5 protein-coding genes and 1 other RNA gene are annotated in these 21,155 nt (G+C 38.2%); 1 reads left to right on the top strand and 5 read right to left on the bottom strand.

The features are described 5' to 3' along the window. Positions 1 to 9 precede the first annotated feature (9 nt). The 4 genes from Q9317_RS09790 to ffs all read right to left on the bottom strand — a co-directional run bounded on the left by Q9317_RS09790 (position 10) and on the right by ffs (position 16,971). Positions 10 to 13,026, bottom strand: coding sequence for an isopeptide-forming domain-containing fimbrial protein (locus tag Q9317_RS09790; protein ID WP_003100253.1), 13,017 nt, complete (start codon positions 13,024 to 13,026; stop codon positions 10 to 12). 147 nt (positions 13,027 to 13,173) lie between these two features. Then, the gene (locus Q9317_RS09795; protein ID WP_003100254.1) at positions 13,174 to 15,963 is read right to left on the bottom strand and encodes a G5 domain-containing protein; all 2,790 of its coding nucleotides are present in this window, start codon (positions 15,961 to 15,963) and stop codon (positions 13,174 to 13,176) included. 151 nt (positions 15,964 to 16,114) lie between these two features. Next, the gene (locus Q9317_RS09800; protein WP_003100255.1) at positions 16,115 to 16,702 is read right to left on the bottom strand and encodes a TlpA family protein disulfide reductase; all 588 of its coding nucleotides are present in this window, start codon (positions 16,700 to 16,702) and stop codon (positions 16,115 to 16,117) included. A gap of 172 nt (positions 16,703 to 16,874) precedes the next feature. Beyond that, positions 16,875 to 16,971, bottom strand: an RNA gene (ffs, locus tag Q9317_RS09805) — signal recognition particle sRNA small type. A gap of 176 nt (positions 16,972 to 17,147) precedes the next feature. Between ffs and Q9317_RS09810 the strand changes: the two genes are divergently transcribed. Beyond that, on the top strand, positions 17,148 to 18,314 hold the full coding sequence (locus Q9317_RS09810) for an IS30-like element ISSag9 family transposase (RefSeq protein ID WP_003098632.1): 1,167 nt from the start codon (positions 17,148 to 17,150) through the stop codon (positions 18,312 to 18,314). 310 nt (positions 18,315 to 18,624) lie between these two features. Here the strand turns inward: Q9317_RS09810 and Q9317_RS09815 are convergent, their stop codons facing one another. After that, positions 18,625 to 21,150, bottom strand: a complete 2,526-nt coding sequence (locus Q9317_RS09815; protein WP_003100260.1) for a pneumococcal-type histidine triad protein — start codon at positions 21,148 to 21,150, stop codon at positions 18,625 to 18,627. Positions 21,151 to 21,155: the final 5 nt, after the last annotated feature.

Consider the following 21,155-nt stretch of genomic DNA (forward strand, 5'->3'; position numbering starts at 1 on the left):
AATTCTTTGTTAGCTTTCTTTCCTTTTCAATTCGACAAATCCAAGACCCAATAATAGTGTGCCAATCGCCGCTCCAATAAGTGATGTCGTATCACCTGTTCTTGGAAGGACTGGTTTTCCTGGGGTTTTTGGTGTCGGATGTTTTGGAGGGGTTTTGCCTGTAGGAGGCGTTTGAGGTTTTGGACCCTCTGGTTTTGGTGGAGTAACTTTTACAGTGTTTGTTTTCTTAGTCATGTCTTGACTTGGATCATGATTAAATTGAACCTCTGCAGTGTTTAAGATACCATCTTTGAAATGGACATCTTTCAATGCTGTAACATCTTTGATTTTAGCATAGATAATTGCAGAAACTGTATAGCCTTTAAGGGCTTCCATAGTAGCTTCATCACTAATATCAACTGTGACGGTTTGACCGTCTGCTGAGATAGTAACTTTGCCTCCAAGTGCCGTTAAAGCTTCTTTGGTTAATTCACCATTTTCAGTCACTTTTGCAAGTAGAGCTGTCTTAGCATCAACCTTATCTTTTTTCTCTTTTGCTTTATCAAATGCTTCTTGTGCTTTAGCAATAACTTTTTGTTGGTTATCCGCTTCAACTTTGATTTCAGCTGGAGTCTTAGCTTCGTTTAATGCTTTTGATGCTGCTTCTAAAGCTTGTTTTGCTTCATTTAATTGTCCTGTCAATGCTGCTAATTCTTTTTCTTGTGCTGCAATTTCTGCAGATTTATCAATTAGAACTTTGCCTCCATCAGATCCACTTGGCGCTGTAGAATCTGTTGTTGGAGCAGTATCGTCTGGAACTTTCAATTCAGCTAGTTTGCTTTGTACAGCTTTGACTTGTGTCTCAAGGCTAGCAACTTTAGCCTTAGCTTGAGTGACCTGTTCTTGACTTGCAGTGCCTGTTGCTTTTGTAATCTCCTCTAATTTAGCTTTAGCTTCATCTAAAGCTTTTTTAGCTTCCTGATAATCTTCGTCAATAAAGTTTGAAATCGCATCAGCTTGGCCAGTAATCTTAAGAGCAACACTTGTTACTTTAAGATTGTTATCTAACCTATCTTTAATCGTAATACTTGTGATATTCTGACGTTTTTCTTTTGTCATATCTTGTGGTACGACTGATTTAATATCAAATCTAAAGGCATCGCTAGCTAAACCTAAACGTAAGCTATATGTTGGATTGTCACCATCTACTCCACTTACCGTCTTCACTGGTTTACCTGGTGTTGGTGGGTTAACTGGTGTTGGTGGTGTTTCACCTGGAGGGGTTACCGTTACAGGAACAGTATCTTTACTTCCATCAATACCATTGCTGTTTGTGAAGGCTAGATGTGCCGTATTTGGTACTTTAGAATCAGCATATTTGCTTAAGTCTGCATCTGTTTTAATGTTTGCTGGAATATAAACTTGGATTTGTTTATACCCTTTAAGTGCTGCAAAGTCTTTAACTGTTACAGTCACTTTATTGCCGTCAACAGATTTCACAAATGTTGATTCTGGTAATTGGTAACCATCTACTAAAACAACAACTTCACCATTGATTGTTAAAACGTCCTCAAGGTTATCAGTGATGACAAAGTTTTTATATGTTGAAATGTCATTTGGCAATGCCGCATTGACATTGTACATATAAGAGGTGTTACGTTCAATGTCAAGGTGTTCAAGTGTTTTGTTGATTTTCTTATCAATTCCAGGCTCCGTTGGTGTTGGAGGTAACACTGGAACAGTATTTGAATCTTTAGTCATATTTGGATCATTATTGATGATGTAGTTAGCAGTATTTGGAATACTTGTTGGACCATTTACCATATAAGGTGTCAAGTCTGCACCATCTTTAACTTTAGCTGCAAATGTTACATGTATAGCTTTTCCTGCATATGATTTCACTTGATCTTTTGTAAATGTAATAGTAACTTTTTGATCTTTAACAGTAATTTGTTCAGCAGGAACTGTTTTACCAGCTAGGGTTGCTTTGACAGCACCATCAACTGTTAAGACATTTTCAAGTGTATCTGAAATGTCAAATGCAAATGCTCCTGTTGGCATGGTTGTATCAAGTGTGTATGTAAATACTTCTTGACGCTCTGCTAAATTAGCTTTATCAGCACCATTTACTTTCTTCTCAAGAGGAGGTGTATTTGGTGTTGGTGGAGTCACTGTTACTGGTGGCGTTGATGGCGTTTCTGTGTCAGGTGTTCCATCTACATGTGATTTATTTTGGTAAGTCACTTTTGCTGTATTTGGAATGTTTTGACGCGTTACACCCTCACGAATTTGAGCTGTAATCACAAGTTCAACTTCCTTACCAGCAAGGTCACCTGCTTTAGCGAAGTCTTTCATTGTCGCTGTGACTTTTTGACCGTCTACGTTAACATCGAAGAAGTCTTTCGCGCTACCTTTAATAACTGGTGTTCCTTGGATTGCCAAGTCTTTATCTAAGGTATCAACGATAGTGAATGCTTTATACTTAGCGATATCTACTGGAAGAGTTGACTTAATGTTATAAGTATAATCTTTCTCAGTGTCAATGTCTAAGTGTGATTCTGTATCATTGATTTTCTTAGATACCGTTGGTGTTTCTCCCGGAGGAGTTACCGTTACCGGCGGAGTTGATGGTGTTTCTTCTGGCGGTGTATTTGTTCCTGGTGGTGGCGTTGTGCCATCTGTACCTGGTGTACCACTTACAAAGTTACGGTTGTAGACTACCTTAGTGGTATTTGGAATGTTTTGACGTGTTACACCTGCTTTGATTTGTGCTGTAATCACAAGTTCAACTTCTTTACCAGCTAAGGCACCTGCTTTAACGAAGTCTTTCATTGTCGCTGTAACTTTTTGACCGTCTACTTTAACATCGAAGAAGTCTTTCGCGCTACCTTCAATAACTGGTTGACCTTGAACAACTAAATCACTATCAATGTCATCTACGATAACAAATGAGGTATATCTTGTAATATTGTTTGGAAGGACTGCCTTAATATTGTAAGTATAGTCTTTCTCATTATCAACATCCAAGTGTTTTTCAGTCTTATTAATCAACTTCGTTACAGTTGGATTCTCGCCTGGAGGGGTCACTGTTACTGGTGGCGTTGGTGGGGTTTCTTCTGGCGGTGTATTTGTTCCTGGTGGTGGTGGCGTTGTGCCATCAGTTCCTGGAGTTCCGCTGATAAAGTTACGGTTGTAGACTACCTTAGTGGTATTTGGAATGTTTTGACGAGTTACACCTGCTTTAATTTGAGCTGTAATCACAAGTTCAACTTCTTTACCAGCTAAGGCACCTGCTTTAGCGAAGTCTTTCATTGTCGCTGTAACTTTTTGACCGTCTACTTTAACATCGAAGAAGTCTTTCGCGCTACCTTCAATAACTGGTTGACCTTGGACAACTAAATCACTATCAATGTCATCTACAATAACAAATGAGGTATATCTTGTGATATTGTTTGGAAGGACTGCCTTAATATTGTAAGTATAATCTTTCTCATTATCAACATCCAAGTGTTTTTCAGTCTTATTAATCAACTTCGTTACAGTTGGGTTCTCGCCTGGAGGAGTCACTGTTACTGGTGGTGTTGATGGCGTTTCTGTGTCAGGTGTTCCATCTACATGTGATTTATTTTGGTAAGTCACTTTTGCTGTATTTGGAATGTTTTGACGCGTTACACCCTCACGAATTTGAGCTGTAATCACAAGTTCAACTTCTTTACCAGCAAGGGCACCTGCTTTAGCGAAGTCTTTCATTGTCGCTGTGACTTTTTGACCGTCTACGTTAACATCGAAGAAGTCTTTCGCGCTACCTTTAATAACTGGTGTTCCTTGGATTGCCAAGTCTTTATCTAAGGTATCAACGATAGTGAATGCTTTATACTTAGCGATATCTACTGGAAGAGTTGACTTAATGTTATAAGTATAATCTTTCTCAGTGTCAATGTCTAAGTGTGATTCTGTTTCATTGATTTTCTTAGATACCGTTGGTGTTTCTCCCGGAGGGGTAACTGTTACTGGTGGCGTTGGTGGGGTTTCTTCTGGCGGTGTATTTGTTCCTGGTGGTGGTGGCGTTGTGCCATCAGTTCCTGGAGTTCCGCTGATAAAGTTACGGTTGTAGACTACCTTAGTGGTATTTGGAATGTTTTGACGAGTGATACCTGCTTTAATTTGAGCTGTAATCACAAGTTCAACTTCCTTACCAGCAAGGGCACCTGCTTTAGCGAAGTCTTTCATTGTCGCTGTAACTTTTTGACCGTCTACTTTAACATCGAAGAAGTCTTTCGCGCTACCTTCAATAACTGGTTGACCTCGGACAACTAAATCACTATCAATGTCATCTACGATAACAAATGAGGTATATCTTGTGATATTGTTTGGAAGGACTGCCTTAATATTGTAAGTATAATCTTTCTCATTATCAACATCCAAGTGTTTTTCAGTCTTATTAATCAACTTCGTTACAGTTGGGTTCTCGCCTGGAGGAGTTACGGTTACTGGTGGCGTTGGTGGCGTTGTCGTGGTTGTTCCTGGGTTACCATCTGCATCTACTTTATTAGTATACGTCATAGTAGCTTGGTTAGGAATGTTTTGACGCGTCTCACCACTACGGATTTGAGCTGTAATCACAAGCTCAACTTCCTTACCAGCAAGGGCACCTGCTTTAGCGAAATCTTTCATTGTCGCTGTGACTTTTTGTCCGTCTACGTTAACATCGAAGAATTTAGCAGCCTCACCTTTAATGATTGGTGTATTTTTGACATCAAGTTCTTTTGCAAGGGTATCATTTATCACAAATGTTTGATAAGAAGTGATATCACTTGGAAGACTTGTCTTAATATTGTAATTGTAATCCTTACCAGTATCAATATCTAAATGATCAATACTTTCATTAATCTTTTTAGTTAATGTTGGAGGAGTTACCGTTACTGGTGGGGTTGACGGTGTTTCACTGTCAGGAGTACCATCAGCATGGAACTGATTCTGATAAGTTACCTTAGCAACGTTTGGAACACCTTTTTCACCTTCGGCTAATTTAGCATCTTTATTAAGTTGCGCTGGAATGACCAATTCTACTGATTTGCTAGCATAAGCTGCTGCTGCTTTAAAGTCAGTAATCTTAGCAATTACTTTTTGTCCTGAAACGTCAACTGTAAAGAATTTAGCAGCCTCACCTTTAATTGTCGGTTTAACACCTTCTGCAAGACTAAGTCGAACATCAAGTGTATCTACAATACTAAAGATTTTATACGTCGCAATATCTCTTGGAAGTGTCGCAGTAATATTATACGTGTAATTTGATTCTGGCTCAACAACAGCCTCTGTTAAGCTGCCATTAATAGTTTTCTCCACTGTTGGAACTTCACCTGGTGGGGTTACGGTTACTGGTGGCGTTGGCGGGGTCTCAAGGTCTGGAACATCCACTACATTAGAGTTATTGTAGATAACTTTAGTCGTATTTGGAATGCTTGCCCTTGTGATGCCATCATTAATTTTTGCAGTAATAATTAGTTCTACTTCTTGATCAGCAAATGGTGCTGCCGCAGTAAAGTTATTGATGGCTGCAGTAATGATTTGCCCTTGTCCAGCAACTTTTTCAGGAACTGTTACAGTAAAGAAGCTACGCATTGCCTCATTTTTAATATCAGCTTTTATAACGGTAAGGTCTTTGTCAACGCTATCTGTGATTTCAAATTTTTTGAAACTTGCAATAGCCTTAGACAAGGTTGTCTTAATGTTATAAGTGTACTCCTTACCATTTTCAATAGCTAATTGATCACGATTTTCATTGATTTTCTTAGTTACTGTCGGTGGAGTCACTGTTACTGGTGGCGTTGGTGGGGTTGTTTTATTCGGTAGACCTTCTGAAGCTGGTTTATCATTGAAGCTAACTTCAGCAGTGTTTGGAATATTTGTCGTTACCACACCATCACGGATTTGTGACGTAATCACAAGTTCAACTTCTTGACCTGCATAAGCTTCTGCTGCTTTAAAGTCTGTGATTTTAGCGGTCACTTTTTGATCTGAAACCACAACCTCAAAGAATTTAGCGGCTTCTCCACTAATAACTGGTTTTCCTTGAATAGCAAGATCATTGTTTAAGGTGTCCTTAATTTCAAATGATGAATAATTTGCAATATCTGTCGGCAGTTGAGCTTTAATGTGGTACTTATAATCTGTCTTAGTTGGTGTGTCTAAGTGATCAAGTGTCTCATTAATCTTCTTAGTTAAGGTTGGAGGGACAACATTAACTGGCGGTGTTGGTGGGGTTTTAGTATCAGGATCGCTATCTACCGCAGATTTATTACGATAGGTAACGATAGCTTGGTTAGGAATGCCAGTTTCACCTGCGGCTAACTTAGCATCCTTATTAATTTTAGCAGTGATAACTAATTCCACTTCTTTGCCTGCTAAAGCTTTGGCATCTGAGATGTTCTTCATCGTAGCTGTAACAGCTTGCCCATTCACTGCAACAGTGAAGAATTTAGCCATTTCTGGATCTTTAATGAAGGTTGCTTTGGCATCTGAAGATACGGTCAATCGAGAATCAACATCATCTGAAATCACAAATTTCTGATATTTGGCAATGTCAACCGGAAGAACTGACTTAACATTATAAGTATAAGTTGCTTCTGGCTCAAAGACTGCCGTGTTCAATGTGTCATTGATTTTCTTAGAAATTGTTGGGGTTTCACCTGGTGGGGTTACTGTTACTGGTGGCGTTGGTGGAGTTGTTGTTTCAACAGCTGGATTTCCATCTACAGTAACATTATTACTATAAGTCACTGTTGATTGGTTTGGAATTTCTTGACGTGTAACTCCTTTATTGATTTGTGATGCAATCACAAGTTCAACTTCTACACCAGCATATTTTTTAGCCGCCTCAAAATTAGTTATTTTTGCTGTAACGGTTTGTGCTTTACCATCTTCTTTAGCACTTACTGTAATATCAAAGAATTTGGCCATTTCTGGATCTTTGATAGTAGCAGTTTTAGCTGTTAAATCTTTATCGATGGTATCGTTGATGGCAAACGTCTTATAATTTCCAATATCAGAAGGCAGAGCTGTCTTAATATTGTAATGATAAGCTTGCTCAGTTGGTGTATCCAAGTGAAGAGATGACTCATTAATCATCTTAGTCAATGGTGGTGTTGTAACGGTTACTGTTGGTGACTCAACTGGAGTTCCAACAACACCTGTTTTATTTGTAAACTCAACACTTGCTTTATTATCAACTGTGACTGGTTTTTCTGGATAGGTTTGTGTTGCATCAAGTTTGACGTGAGCAGTAATCACAAGCTCCACAGTTTTATTAGCAAGGGCTTTAGCATTAACAAAATTCTTCATTGTTGCTGTAACTTTATTGTCAACAACTGTGATATCAAAGAATTGTGTCATATCAACACCATCAATCTTAGCCATCACAGGTGTTCCTTGAATAGCAAGACGTGGGTCAATCGTATCTACAATCGCATAAGCTTTGTAAGTTGTAATATCCGTTGGCAACTTACTTGTGACATTGTAAGTGTAGTTTGAATTAAAGGCAACCGTTGCAGATGTTAACTCTTTATTAATCTTCTTATCAACAGTAGGTGTTTCACCTGGAGGTGTTACTGTTACTGGTTGTGTTTCTTTATTCTTTTCTTCATTTACAGCATTAGTAAATACTAAGTTAGCTTTATTTTCAATGAGAAGTGTTGTCACCCCTTTATTGATTTGAGCTGGAATAATTAATGCAATTTGCTTACCGCTTAATGCTTCTTTAGCACGAGCTAGATAAGCTGTTCTTTCAGTCTCAGAAAGCGTCAACGAAATAGCATTGATATTTTTCATCGTTGCTGTGACTTTTTGACCTTCAACTGTAACATCGAAGAATTCTGCTGCCGCACCACTAATAACTGGTTTTTGAGTATCTGTATTAAGAGCTGTTAATTGACTATCTAGAGTATCAGTAATAACAAAGTTCTTATAGTTCAGAATATCTGTTGGCAAGTTAGACGTAATTTCATAGTTGTATGGCACTTCGTTATCAACATCTAAATGTCCAACTTTTGTCTCTGATCCATCTGTTTCTTTCTTAATAATTGTTTTATTAAGATCAGGATCTTGTTGAGGTGGGTTTACTGTTACAACAGGTGGCTTCATCACATGAACATCGTTGTTTGGTTTGACACCTGTTTTAATAGCTTCATTTGGAATTTGTGTATCTGTTACACCAGCTTTAATCTGAGCAGGAATAATCAAACGAATTTTATACTTATCATGAAGTGTTTTCATCATGCCTTCAGGAACTGTTACAACAACTTTCTTAGTTGCTTTACCATCCACTGTGGCATCTTCAACAGATACTTTGAAATGCTCTTTCAAGTAGTCAGTATCAGTTTGGTCCATTGGTCTACCGTCATCTCGAACAGTCTCAACATATGGATTTTTTGTTTGAGATAATTGTAATCTTGGATCAAGAGTATCTTCTAATTTCCATGATTTGTATTCAAAAATATTTGAAGGCAATGTTGCATCTACAATATAATTGTAATCTTGCTCATTTTTAATAGTTAAGTCAGTAACTAAAGCCTTAGGTGTTGTTGTAGAACTTGGGTCTTCAATTTTCTTGTCAATTTTTGATTCTGTTGGTGGCGGTGGTGTGACCGTAACCTTATTTGAATCTTGAGTAAACGTGTTATTAATTGAATAACTTGCTGTATTTGGAATCTCTGCATGGTTAATATCTGTACCATATTTTGCAGAGTGATTCTCTGTGACATAACGGTAGGGCGTTAAATCAGCTTCATTATTTACTTGCGCAAGGAACTCGATATTAACAGGTTTTCCTTCATTGCCTTGAATGTCTTTGGCCCCAAATGTAACAGTTACCACTTCACGTTCAACATTATTAACTACTTTTTTCTCAATTTTGAGAATGTCAGTTAACTCAGTTCCTGTGTAACGTTTTTCTCCAACAGTAACCAAAACTTCATTTGGTAGCGAGGTGAAGTGTAATACCGGCTCTAAAACATCTGTCACAACAAAGTCTTTAGCGTTATATGGCATACTTGTTGTTAAGCCATATTTGAAGACTTCATAACGTCCTGTTAAATCTGCGTGTAGTGTGTCATTAACAGTTTTCTTTAATTCTGGCTTATTGACTGGTGGTGTCACAGTAACCTTGTTAGACTCCACTTTTGGATTGTTATTGACTTGAACAAAGGCAGTATTTGGCGCTTTTGGCATTCCATTTTGATCTGAAATGTACTTCGTCAAGCTTGCAAACTGTTTAAATTTAGCTGTAAAGCTGAGGGTAATTTCCTTATCCGCGTATTGTTTAATTTGATCCTCTGTTAAGGACACTGAAATTTTTTGTTTATTAACATCTGTTTGATCCACACTAATTTGATTTGCTGGAATCTCAACTTGTGCTCCGTCAACAGTGATAAAAACATTCCTTGGATGTTGTGCAGTGACATTAGTAACCATTTCCATTTCTGGAATCAAGGTATCTTCAATTGTAAATGTTTGTGCACCTTTTGGAACAACTGATTTAACTTTATAGATATAAGGGTCATTCCAAACAGCTAATTCAATATCTTCACCAGCTTTATTAATGACAGCTTTGTATGTTCCTTCCGTTACGCCATCAGCTTCACCAGCTTGACGTTCTGTAACAGTTGGTTCAACTGTTTTTGTCACTGGAGGAGGTGGGGTTACTGTAACTGGCGGTGTTGTTGCCGTTGGTTTGCCATTATAATTGATTGTTGCAATATTATCAATTGTACCTGTGGCACCACTTTTAACTTTAGCATTAACAACCAAGTGAATCGGATCATTAGCTTTTACTGTTGCAAATGAAGTTGACTTCATGCGTGAGTAAATAACTTGTTTTCCATTTTCAACAACAACTTCTGTTGTGAAATCAGATGCATCTGTACCAACCATCTTCAGCGGACTGTTTGTTCCTTCAAAATTGACTAATTCGATACGATCATCTAATTCATCACGAATAACATATTCTGTTGCCTTGTTAATATCGGACGGTAATGTCGCAAAAACATCATATGAGAATGTTTGACCATCAGCGCTGTTTAAATGAGTTGCTTCAGCATTAATTAGTTTTAGTGCTGTTGGTGTATTTGGCGACACTGTAACCTTATTGGATTCCAATTTTTCATTGTTCAAAAGAACATTGGCAGTATTTGGAACAAGAACTTTTCCGCTCTTATCAAGATATCTGTCTAATGAAGCACCTTCTTTGATACGAGCCTTAATGGCTAAGGTTAATACTGCAGGGCCTGTATTGCCTTGATTAGCTGCAGTAATCTCACGATTAATTCTTAGTAAGTCAGTACGTGTTAAACTTGTCTTTTGTAAATCCAAATAAACGCGGTCTCTAGTTTCACCATTAATGTTAACTTGTTCAACTTTGATAAATTTTGTCAGCGACGGGATAGATACGCCGTTAACATAAACAAGGTCTTTACCTTCACTGTTTAATGTTCTTAACTCAGGTACTAAAATATCTTCTATTGTGTATGAATCAAAAATACCTGGCCATGTTGAATTGATTCGGTAGTAGTAGTCATCCAATCGTGTAGATAAGTCTAAATGATTACCACCTTTGACATTTGAGTCTTGAGACACTTCCTTAGTAACATCTGTTTTTAATGGTGGTGCTACATAAACTGCATTCGATCGACGCAGTTGGCTAGTTGGATCATCAACAGCTGTTGTGTTTCCATTCCAAATAATTGCCGCCTGGTTTAAGAAACCTAAACCATTGTTATCTTGAATCATTTTATAATACTCTGTAGCGTTATTTTCGAGAGTATATTGATCTTTGATGCGGGCTTTAATGATAAGTTTATAAGTTTTAAACTTGTGTCCACCATATTCACCCTCTTTTATGGTGTCATTATTTGTACCTGGTAACTTTGGAACTTGTGCCACAACTGTTGTTGTTGCATTTCCTTTGGCATCTTTTGTCTCTTGTGTTGATACTGTAAAGTTTGTTAACTTATTACCAGCCTGATCAGTAACGTAAGCATCTACATATTGCAAATGATAATTCAATTGGTCTGTAAACATAACATTTTGTTTCATTTCCAATGGAATGTTATACATATTGTAATCAATTGTATAGGTAAATTCTTCTTTTTGATCGCTTAAACTTGCTGCATAGGATGGTCTATTAAGACCTAATGATGCTAACAATGGGTCTTGGGCAAGATTTCCAGACTTCCCATCATCTCCATTTGTATCGTTACTAGAATCTTTATCTTTGACATCTTTTGTTGCACGTGGGTAACAATATTTAAGGTCTGTAACCTCTACCATGGTTGGTGTTGTCGACCCAATCTGAGCACTGGTATAGGTTCCAACCTTAAAGGTTCCAACAAGTTGACCAACTTCTCTATTAACTTTTGTAGGGGTGTAGTTATCTGGCGGAACAGTCTCATTAGCCTCTGTTGTGCCAGCCGGTTCTTCCTTACGGTTTAATTTATAGTCAAAAGTGTTACTTCCTGGATTAAAGACACTTTCTGGAACAGCAATTGTGACCTTATTACCTTCTTGTTTTACAGTTCCACGAATTTGAGTTGTTGAATCAGTTACAGTCTCAACAACCTTTTTACCATTCAAAGTAATGGAATCAACGGTATATCCATCTGTAATGGTGAAATCACCTTTAACATCTTCTTTGACAAGGGCTGAGGTTACAGCTTTTAATATCTTATCTGAAAAGACATTAATATCAGATTCGTTAACATAGAAGGAGGCCTTTTCTCCAGTTGGAAGAATCTTGTCAGGTGAGGCCACACTTTCAATAGCTTCATGGAAGACTGCTTGAATGGATCTTGGGTCGCCCGTCTGCATTGTTGTTTTTGAGTCTGGCGAGTCTAGACGGTTTAAATAAGCTGATCCATATTGTGCATTTCCTGTAAAAGCTTTAGTATCTTCCCAGAATCCTACAACAACAGTCGCATCATTACCAAGTTTCTGCTTCAGGTCAGTACCTTTTGCTTTCAATTCAGCAGCACGTTTAATGTAATCTTGTGCCGCTTCAGGCCAAACTTGATATCCGTTTTCATCATAACTAGCCCATTCCCTAACAAGCAATTCTGTTCGGTCTAAACTACGATCAAAATAGACAGTAGGATCACCAACTTTCCGATACCCATTAGCAACACCATCTGTTACTAATAAGAAGACAGTTTTTCTATTATTGGTCATAGGCCCTTTGATACGATTGTATTCTGCTATGGTATCATCAATAGCCGGTACTGTTGGTGTTCCTCCGTTCGTATGGAAACTATCAATTGCTTTATTGATATCAGTTGTACTACTCATTAAAGCACTTGGCTTATAATTATAACGATAATCTGCTCCTGTTTCCGGCGTTACCCCAACTACTGTAGTAAAATCATTCACTGACGTTTTCGGGTTTGAGCCAATAGTTCCTGTTGCATATGAACCTTTCAAGTTTTCTAACGGATAGTAATTGTCGTAATAAAAGAACTTTTGACCATATGAATTATAGCGAAAATAACCAGGTAAGTAAGTATCGATATCTACATATACATATTTACTTGATGCATTATAAGTAAATTTGTAGGTTGAACTCCGGTAACTAATATCAGAGTCAATCCCACGATAGGTATTAACCATAACGCGGTCAGTCGTTTCTGGGTTACTTGTAAAAACAAGTTTTGGGTTCTTTTCATCATAGGTTGCACCAGCATCAAGAGGTGTTGTTAACTTTTTCAAAGCCTCCTGAACACTGCCAATTGTATCTTTAAAGGAACCACTATTATCTTGTAAAATTACCAAGTCGATTGGCTGTCTAGGCATTTTCCAATCCACTTTTTCAACGGTTTCTATTTTAATAGAACACCCTTCTTGTGTTGCTTTGGTTGTTGTTGTTGTACCTGTTACGATTGTCCCCAATTCTTGAGCTTTTACAAACAATCCATTGGCAAAAAATGCCGTCCCCGATACTGCAACCATGGCAACTAGAACTCTAACAAACCACTTTTTAAAAGCTTGTTTGTCTATTTGCTTCATTCTCTCTCTCCTCTATAGCATCTCAATCATGCTAACATACTGTTATCTAATTAACCTCATATATCGTGTTTTTCTCGCTTGCGTTGCTGCTAATCAAATAACATGACATCCAATTACACTCCATCAATCTTGTTTAATACCACCTTTCTAGAACCGTTTCTTAAAGACTTTTGCAACAGTTGCCAACATTCCTAAAAGCATTAAGCCTGATAATTCAAGTAATTGATTAGAATCTCCCGTTCGAGGTAATTCTTCTTTTGTCACTACTTGTTTTACGTCTTGCTTTTGTTTTGGAGTATCCAATTGAGTCTGATTCGATATCGGTGTATTTTTTACTGGGTTGCTTGGAGTTGGTTTTTCCATTGTCCCAACTTCAATAATTTCAGAAGTTGGTGCTTCAATCAGCTCTTCAGAAATCAATTCTCTTGAAATTTCGACACCATTTACTGTAATGACAGTGTAAACACGTTTTATAACGCCTTGCTTACCCACCTGAAGTTGATTTTCTTTTCCTTTTTCTAGGTTAGAGTTTTCTACAACAATGCTTGAATAATCAATTGCTTCAGTAACAATCTCTTCAGAAACAACTGTTACAACATCTGGTTGCTTAGTCCCTCGGAGGTATACTGCTTCTTGTCCTGCAACAATGTCTTTTTCACTGCTTGTTGTGATGACTTCAACTGAACTTGCATCTTTTAGTTGATAGCTAGTAACTACTGTTTTATGTCCTGCTTCTGCAGCTGTTTTTAGTTTAGTTTGACCAATTTCTAATGTTGGGTCATCTTCATAAACAACTGTGGTTGGTGCTGGAATAACAACCACTTCTTCTTTTGGCATTGTTCCAACTTTGATAACTGTTGGAACCATTGCTGTGATGAGTTTTTCGGAACCAACATCTCGAACACCATTGGTTTCAGTGTAGCTTTGTTCTCCAGCTGTACCTATTTTAGTTGTTTGTTGTCCATAAGCTAGACTTGGATCTGCTTCGTAAACTGTGGTCACGGCGATTGCTTCCGTCTTAGTAACTGTCACTGGTACAACATCTGGCTGTTTGGTCCCTCGTAAGTATACTGCTTCTTGTCCTGCAACAATGTCTTTTTCACTGCTTGTTGTGATGACTTCAGCTGATGTGGCATCTTTTAATTGATAACTTGTAACAACTGTCTTGCTTCCTGCTACTGCTGCTGTTTTTAGTTTGGTTTGACCTATTTCTAATGTTGGGTCATCTTCATAAACAACTGTGGTTGATGCTGGAATTGCAACAACTTCTTCTTTTGGCATTGTCCCAACTTTTATAACTGTCGGAACCATTGCTGTGATGAGTTTTTCGGAACCAACATCTCGTACACCATTAGTTTCAGTGTAACTTTGTTCCCCTGCTGTACCTGTTTGAGTGATCTGTTGGCCGTAGGCTAGACTTGGATCTGCTTCGTAAACTGTGGTCACGGCGATTGCTTCCGTCTTAGTAACTGTCACTGGTACAACATCTGGCTGTTTGGTCCCTCGTAAGTATACTGCTTCTTGTCCTGCAACAATGTCTTTTTCACTGCTTGTTGTGATGACTTCAGCTGATGTGGCATCTTTTAATTGATAACTTGTAACAACTGTCTTGCTTCCTGCTACTGCTGCTGTTTTTAGTTTGGTTTGACCTATTTCTAATGTTGGGTCATCTTCATAAACAACTGTGGTTGGTGCTGGAATTGCAACAACTTCTTCTTTTGGCATTGTCCCAACTTTTATAACTGTCGGAACCATTGCTGTGATGAGTTTTTCGGAACCAACATCTCGTACACCATTAGTTTCAGTGTAACTTTGTTCCCCTGCTGTACCTGTTTGAGTGATCTGTTGGCCGTAGGCTAGACTTGGATCTGCTTCGTAAACTGTGGTCACGGCGATTGCTTCCGTCTTAGTAACTGTCACTGGTACAACATCTGGCTGTTTGGTCCCTCGTAAGTATACTGCTTCTTGTCCTGCAACAATGTCTTTTTCACTGCTTGTTGTAATGACTTCAGCTGATGTGGCATCTTTTAATTGATAACTTGTAACAACTGTCTTGCTTCCTGCTACTGCTGCTGTTTTTAGTTTAGTTTGACCAATTTCTAATGTTGGGTCATCTTCATAAACAACTGTGGTTGGTGCTGGAATAACAACCACTTCTTCTTTTGGCATTGTCCCAACTTTTATAACTGTCGGAACCATTGCTGTGATGAGTTTTTCTGAACCAGCATCTCGTACACCATTAGTTTCAGTGTAACTTTGTTCTCCTGCTGTACCTATTTTAGTTGTTTGTTGTCCATAAGCTAGACTTGGATCTGCTTCATAAACCTTTGTTACGGCAATTACTTCTGTCTTTGTAACTGTCACTGGAGTCGTACTTCCTCCATTAACAAGAGCACGGTATTTTTCAATTTTTTCTAAAAGCGTTGCCTTAGAAGCCTTCATATTCACAATGTTGTTTACAGCTGCAAAATCTGCAGCCGCATCATCGAACAGTTGCTTTGCATAAGCCACATCACCCTCATCAAGAAATAATTGGATATCATCTAGTTGTTGATTAACCTGATTTATCAAATTTTGTTCGTTTAAGTCTGGAACATCTTCGTCTGCTGGAGGTTCATCCGCTGTAGCTGCTAGTGTTACTGGTGTCGATAATTCTGTGCTTGGTTGAACAACTACTGGTGCTGCTACTGAGAAGGTAGCTTTTGGTGTCTCTAAGACCCTACTTGTCACTGTTGGTTCAACAGTTTTATTTGTTTCAGAAACGGTAGTAGTTTCTGGTGCTGTGACAAGTGGAGTCGTCGCTGTTAAGGTATCCTCTGCCTTAACTGTCTTTGTGGTAAATGACAGACTACCATCATCAACTAAAAGCTGAGAAAGTACTGCTACTGACAACAATGACAAGAACGAAAGGTGCTTGACCTGTTTTTTGGTTCCCATAATTTTCTCCTTATAATCCCTATTTTATGATGATTATCGTAATAAATGTTACTGACCTAATATGTTTTCATCGACATAATCTATTGACAATTAGATGGGCTTTTGTCTCACCAATTATCCAGCTTTGTCCAATTTTACCCTAAAACCACAATCACTTTTTGTGATGATTAGGTTTTTCAATTAAAGCATTGATTTTTTGATCCATTTTGCTTTCTTTCATTTCTGAAACAGTGACATCTTTTACAACACCGTCACTATCGACATAAAAGAAGGTGGGTACCGAATCAATTTTCAAAGCTGTTGCAGCTGCCATCCCATTATCATAATAGTAGGGGAAATCAAATCCTTTTTCTGCAACATAGTTACTTGCTTTTGCTTTTGTTTCTTCTCCGTTACGTGAACCAGTTGCATTGATAAATAAGAAATTAACATCATTTTTGTATTTCGCATACATCTTGTTCATTGTTGGCATCATTGCTTGACAATGCGGACACCAGCTAGCCCACTCCATGACTATCGTTGGTTTTCCTAAGGTCGCATTTGATGAATAAGCCTCCTCATTAACACCAGTTAAACTCAATTCAGGCAATTTTTGACCAATAAATTCCTTAGCTGCTATTTTCTGATTATTAGAAGAATCTTCCCGACTTGTCCTATTTTTCACAACGGCAAAACCAAGACCCCCTGTTACGACTAATAACAGTACAACTAACACGATAAAATGTTTATAATTTTTCAATTATTTCTCTCCCCAATCTACCCATATTATCAATTAAATTATAACACATTAAACTCATTTTAAACGTTTTTTCTAACTTTTTAATATTTTTAAACAGATAGTTATCAAACTCTCATATTACCTTTTTAAAATTAAAAAAACTCCCTCCGATAATAGAAGAAAGTTAAATAAATAGATAAATAAAAAAGAGCACACACTCGATATCGCTTAGGGCTGCTGGATTCCTCCCCTGACCCACTTCACGCACAAGTGTTGCTCCATTTATTATTGTACCATACTTTTTGATATTTGCAATATCTTTACCTAAGAATCACTTTGGCAAATCAAAGAAGTAATTTCTCAAAGTAAGTTACGTCTGCCCTCCAAAACCGGAAGTTAGTGTGAAAAGGATTTTTATGGTGGAATTAAGTCTGAGACGTTTGGATTAGAAATGAGTTTATCCATCATGACAAAACACAAACACCTAACTCTCTCAGACCGTAATGACATCCAATCTGGTTTGGATAGAGGAGAAACCTTTAAAGCCATCGGGCTTAATCTACTGAAACACCCTACTACTATCGCAAAAGAAGTCAAACGAAATAAGCAACTAAGAGAATCAACCAAAGACTGCCTAGACTGTCCGCTACTAAGAAAAGCTCCCTATGTTTGTAATGGGTGTCCAAAGAGGAGGATCAACTGTGGTTACAAGAAGACCTTCTATCTTGCTAAGCAAGCTCAAAGGAACTACGAAAAACTTTTAGTTGAATCTAGAGAAGGAATCCCTTTGAACAAAGAGACCTTCTGGAAAATAGATAGAGTCCTTTCTAATGGGGTCAAGAAGGGCCAACGTATCTATCATATCCTCAAAACCAACGATCTAGAAGTGAGTTCTTCAACCGTTTATCGACACATCAAGAAAGGCTACCTATCCATCACACCAATCGACCTACCTAGAGCTGTGAAGTTCAAAAAAAGGCGAAAGAGCACACTCCCTCCTATTCCAAAAGCGATTAAAGAAGGGCGACGGTACGAGGATTTTATAGAACTCATGAACCAATCAGAGCTGAACTCCTGGCTTGAAATGGACACGGTTATTGGACGGATTGGTGGAAAGGTCCTTCTCACCTTCAATGTCGCCTTCTGTAACTTCATCTTTGCCAAACTGATGGATTCTAAGACAGCTATCGAAACTGCTAAACACATACAGGTCATTAAGAGGACACTCTATGATAACAAGAGAGACTTCTTCGAACTCTTTCCTGTTATCCTAACGGATAATGGTGGGGAATTCGCTAGAGTGGATGATATTGAGATAGATGTTTGTGGACAGTCTCAACTCTTCTTTTGTGACCCTAATCGGTCTGACCAGAAAGCAAGAATCGAGAAGAATCATACCCTCGTGAGAGACATACTGCCTAAGGGGACTTCCTTCGACAACTTGACTCAAGAGGACATTAATCTGGCACTATCTCATATCAACAGCGTTAAGAGACAGGCTCTAAATGGTAAAACGGCTTATGAGCTATTCTCTTTTACTTACGGAAAAGACATCGCAAGTATACTCGGTATTGAGGAAATTACTGCGGAAGACGTCTGCCAATCTCCCAAACTATTAAAAGACAAAATCTAATAAAAGACAAAATCTAACCTAATCAACTAACTGATACAACCTAAACGTCTCACACTAACTTCAACCATAGCGGAACTTAATCTGAAACGCTTTCAGATGAGGAGGTTTTCTTGTACCCTTTTTTTGCGATTTTTAACTCTGAAAACCTATGAAATCAAGTATTATAAAAACCAACGGAACTTAGTCTGAGACGGATTTTCGTTGGTTTTTATTGGTTTTTATCAGACTAAATTCCATTTCTACTAGAGGTGGAACTTACTTTGAGAATTTAGCGGCAAATCAAAGATGAACAATTTAGTAAGGCTAAGTTTTAATGGTTTATTTCTTTCGTTTCCTCCAAAGATTTTGCACTATCAGTATCTGAGAGGTCCGTCTCTTTTTCCTTATCGTTTTGATCTGAGCCTGTCCTTGACACTTCTAAAGTCTCTTTCATCTCCTTGCTTTCATCTAAGTCATCTAAGCCATCTGAGACTAAGGCATCCTCACCAGAAACAGGATTAACAAACTCATCTAACCAGCTACTTGTTCTTCCAACTGCTTGATTTGTTTTAGGCTGTTGCGTCCTTACTTCTTCTGAGGATTCTTTGCGTTCAGGAGTAGTCTCATGATTGGCTTTGTTGAAGTGCATTGTATAAACAGTATCTGATGTTACTGGTTTGTTCAATTCTTCTTTACTCAAGTTATCTTTAGTTTCATCACGTTTATAACCTGGATCTGCTTGTGCCCAAGGTGGTAAAATACCGGCTTGTGCTAGGGAATAATTTTTTCTAACAAGGTAAACAAGGGTTTTACTTCTGCCTGTACGTGTCACCAATTGACCACCTTCTTCTGCCTTAAAGCCAACTGCTGCATAATTCTCAGGATTATGATAGTAGAAATTGCGATGTCTACTTGGGTCATCTTTATCCGTCGGATTATTGCTGTCTGCAGCCACATATGGACCGATATAAGGAGCTGTTGTTCCAAAGGCTGCCAAGTTTACTGTAACACCAACTTTAGCATTTTCATCCTTTTCATAAGAACCCGAACGGCGGTACTCAATGAATTCAAAATTTGGATGTGGAACAGGTTCTGGATCTACTAAACCTTGTTGTCTTGCTTCTTTCCATGTTAACTCTGGGTTAACCAGATAGTAGAATCCACCTTGAACATGGCCATTAAGTTTAAGACGCCCATTCGTAAAGGTTGTGTAACGAACAGGAACGTAGGTTGATAAATCAAAGTCATCGAAATTATCTCCAGGGCCATAAACATTCTTTTCTGGTTTTTTTCTAAATTTGTCAAAGTCAACATAGAAAGCTTGGTGTTCCCTTTCCATTTTTCCTTTTGTTGGCATGGTTGCATTCCAACCTTTAAAGACACGTCCTTCTTCTTTAACAGCCTCTGGAAGTTTAATGTTGACATCTTCCCAATTCATGTCTTTACGAACTAAATAATAGATGCGTTTGGTTTTTTGACCATTAATTTTCAGGTCGCCATAATGGCTATTGGTACTAAAGGTTAGCAAGATAAAGTTTTTAATATTTTGTATCCCCTCAACCTTATATTTATCATAAACCCCATTACGTGTTAAGTTATCCATTGAACCTTCTGTATAAAATGGACCATAAACTGTTTGTGTCTCTTGGTCTAGAGTAGTGCTCTCTGTTTTGACATCACGTTCTGGATCGTCTGGTAAATCGGGATCAATTTTATAAACATGGGCATGGTCGCCATGACGAACACTCATATAGTTTCCATCCACCGTAATGTCTTCTCGCTTCACTTGAAAACGTGCCATGTACTCTTTGATCAGTCTTTCTTTACGTTGTTCAAAACTTTCACCATCTTCTTTTCTAAGAATATGGTCTTCAGGACTAACAAATGGCTTACTTGGATCAAGATCTTTCAAGAAAATAAGATGAGTGTGCTCTTCATGTGGGTACTCTAACCCAACTTGCCCTTGATGGATTACTTTTTTAATGCGGCTAGAATCAATACCTAAACCTTTTGCTAGATAAGCCCGTTTCAACTGGTAATCAGCCTCTTCTTCTTCTGTTAAGGTTTTTGTCTCTCCTTTAGATTTATAGCGATCCACTAGATAAGACCATTTACTCTTACTCAAAGCTTCAAAACTTATTGGGTGTAAATGGTTGCCATGTTTGACTAAAATACCTGTATCTGTACTTCCACTGATATTTGTACCATCAAATAAGAAGCCATCACTGGTTCTAAAGTCAAGCCCCGACACACCAGCTTGATGAGAAATGACAGGAGGTTGAGCTGGCAAGAATGGTCTTGTAGTACTGATGTGATGAACAAGGTTAGTGCCTAAACTTGATTTTAAAATATAGTGGTAATGATCGCCATGGCGAACAGTGTAACCATTAGCATCCTCTGCCACAATATCATTAGGGTTAAAGACATAACCATCATCGGCATGACCAGCAGCTGACCTAGCTTGAGAGCTTGCAGAAGCCTGTGAAACTGGCCCTTCCTTATAGGTTTTAGGAATCAAATACTCCCACTTTGTTCCCTTTAAGTCTGAATAAAAGAAAAAGTGTTTGTGGTCACCATGTTTTACAATAATGCCCGATTCTGTTTTCCCTTCAATCTGTGATTCACTGGTCAGCATAAAGCCATCATCGGTCGGTTTATCAATCCCTGAAATCTCTTTGTTTCGTGATTTCTTCGATGATTTGACAGCTTTAGCTTTTTTGGATTTTGACAGTTTTTGATGCTTTTTATGCCCTTGAACCCCTTCTTTTGCCGGCTGTGATTGACAAGCCGAAAGCGCAAGACTGCACGATAGTAAAATACCCGTTAGGCATAAAAGACGATTCTGCTTTTTAATCATAAAAG

Source organism: Streptococcus iniae (assembly GCF_030732225.1).
Classification (GTDB): Bacteria; Bacillota; Bacilli; order Lactobacillales; family Streptococcaceae; genus Streptococcus; species Streptococcus iniae.

Excerpts from the sequence above, each read along its gene's own strand:
- Q9317_RS09790 (WP_003100253.1), bottom strand. The coding sequence starts at position 13,026 with ATGAAGCAAATAGACAAACAAGCTTTTAAAAAGTGGTTTGTTAGAGTT.
- Q9317_RS09795 (WP_003100254.1), bottom strand. The coding sequence starts at position 15,963 with ATGGGAACCAAAAAACAGGTCAAGCACCTTTCGTTCTTGTCATTGTTG.
- Q9317_RS09810 (WP_003098632.1), top strand. The coding sequence starts at position 17,148 with ATGACAAAACACAAACACCTAACTCTCTCAGACCGTAATGACATCCAA.
- Q9317_RS09815 (WP_003100260.1), bottom strand. The coding sequence starts at position 21,150 with ATGATTAAAAAGCAGAATCGTCTTTTATGCCTAACGGGTATTTTACTA.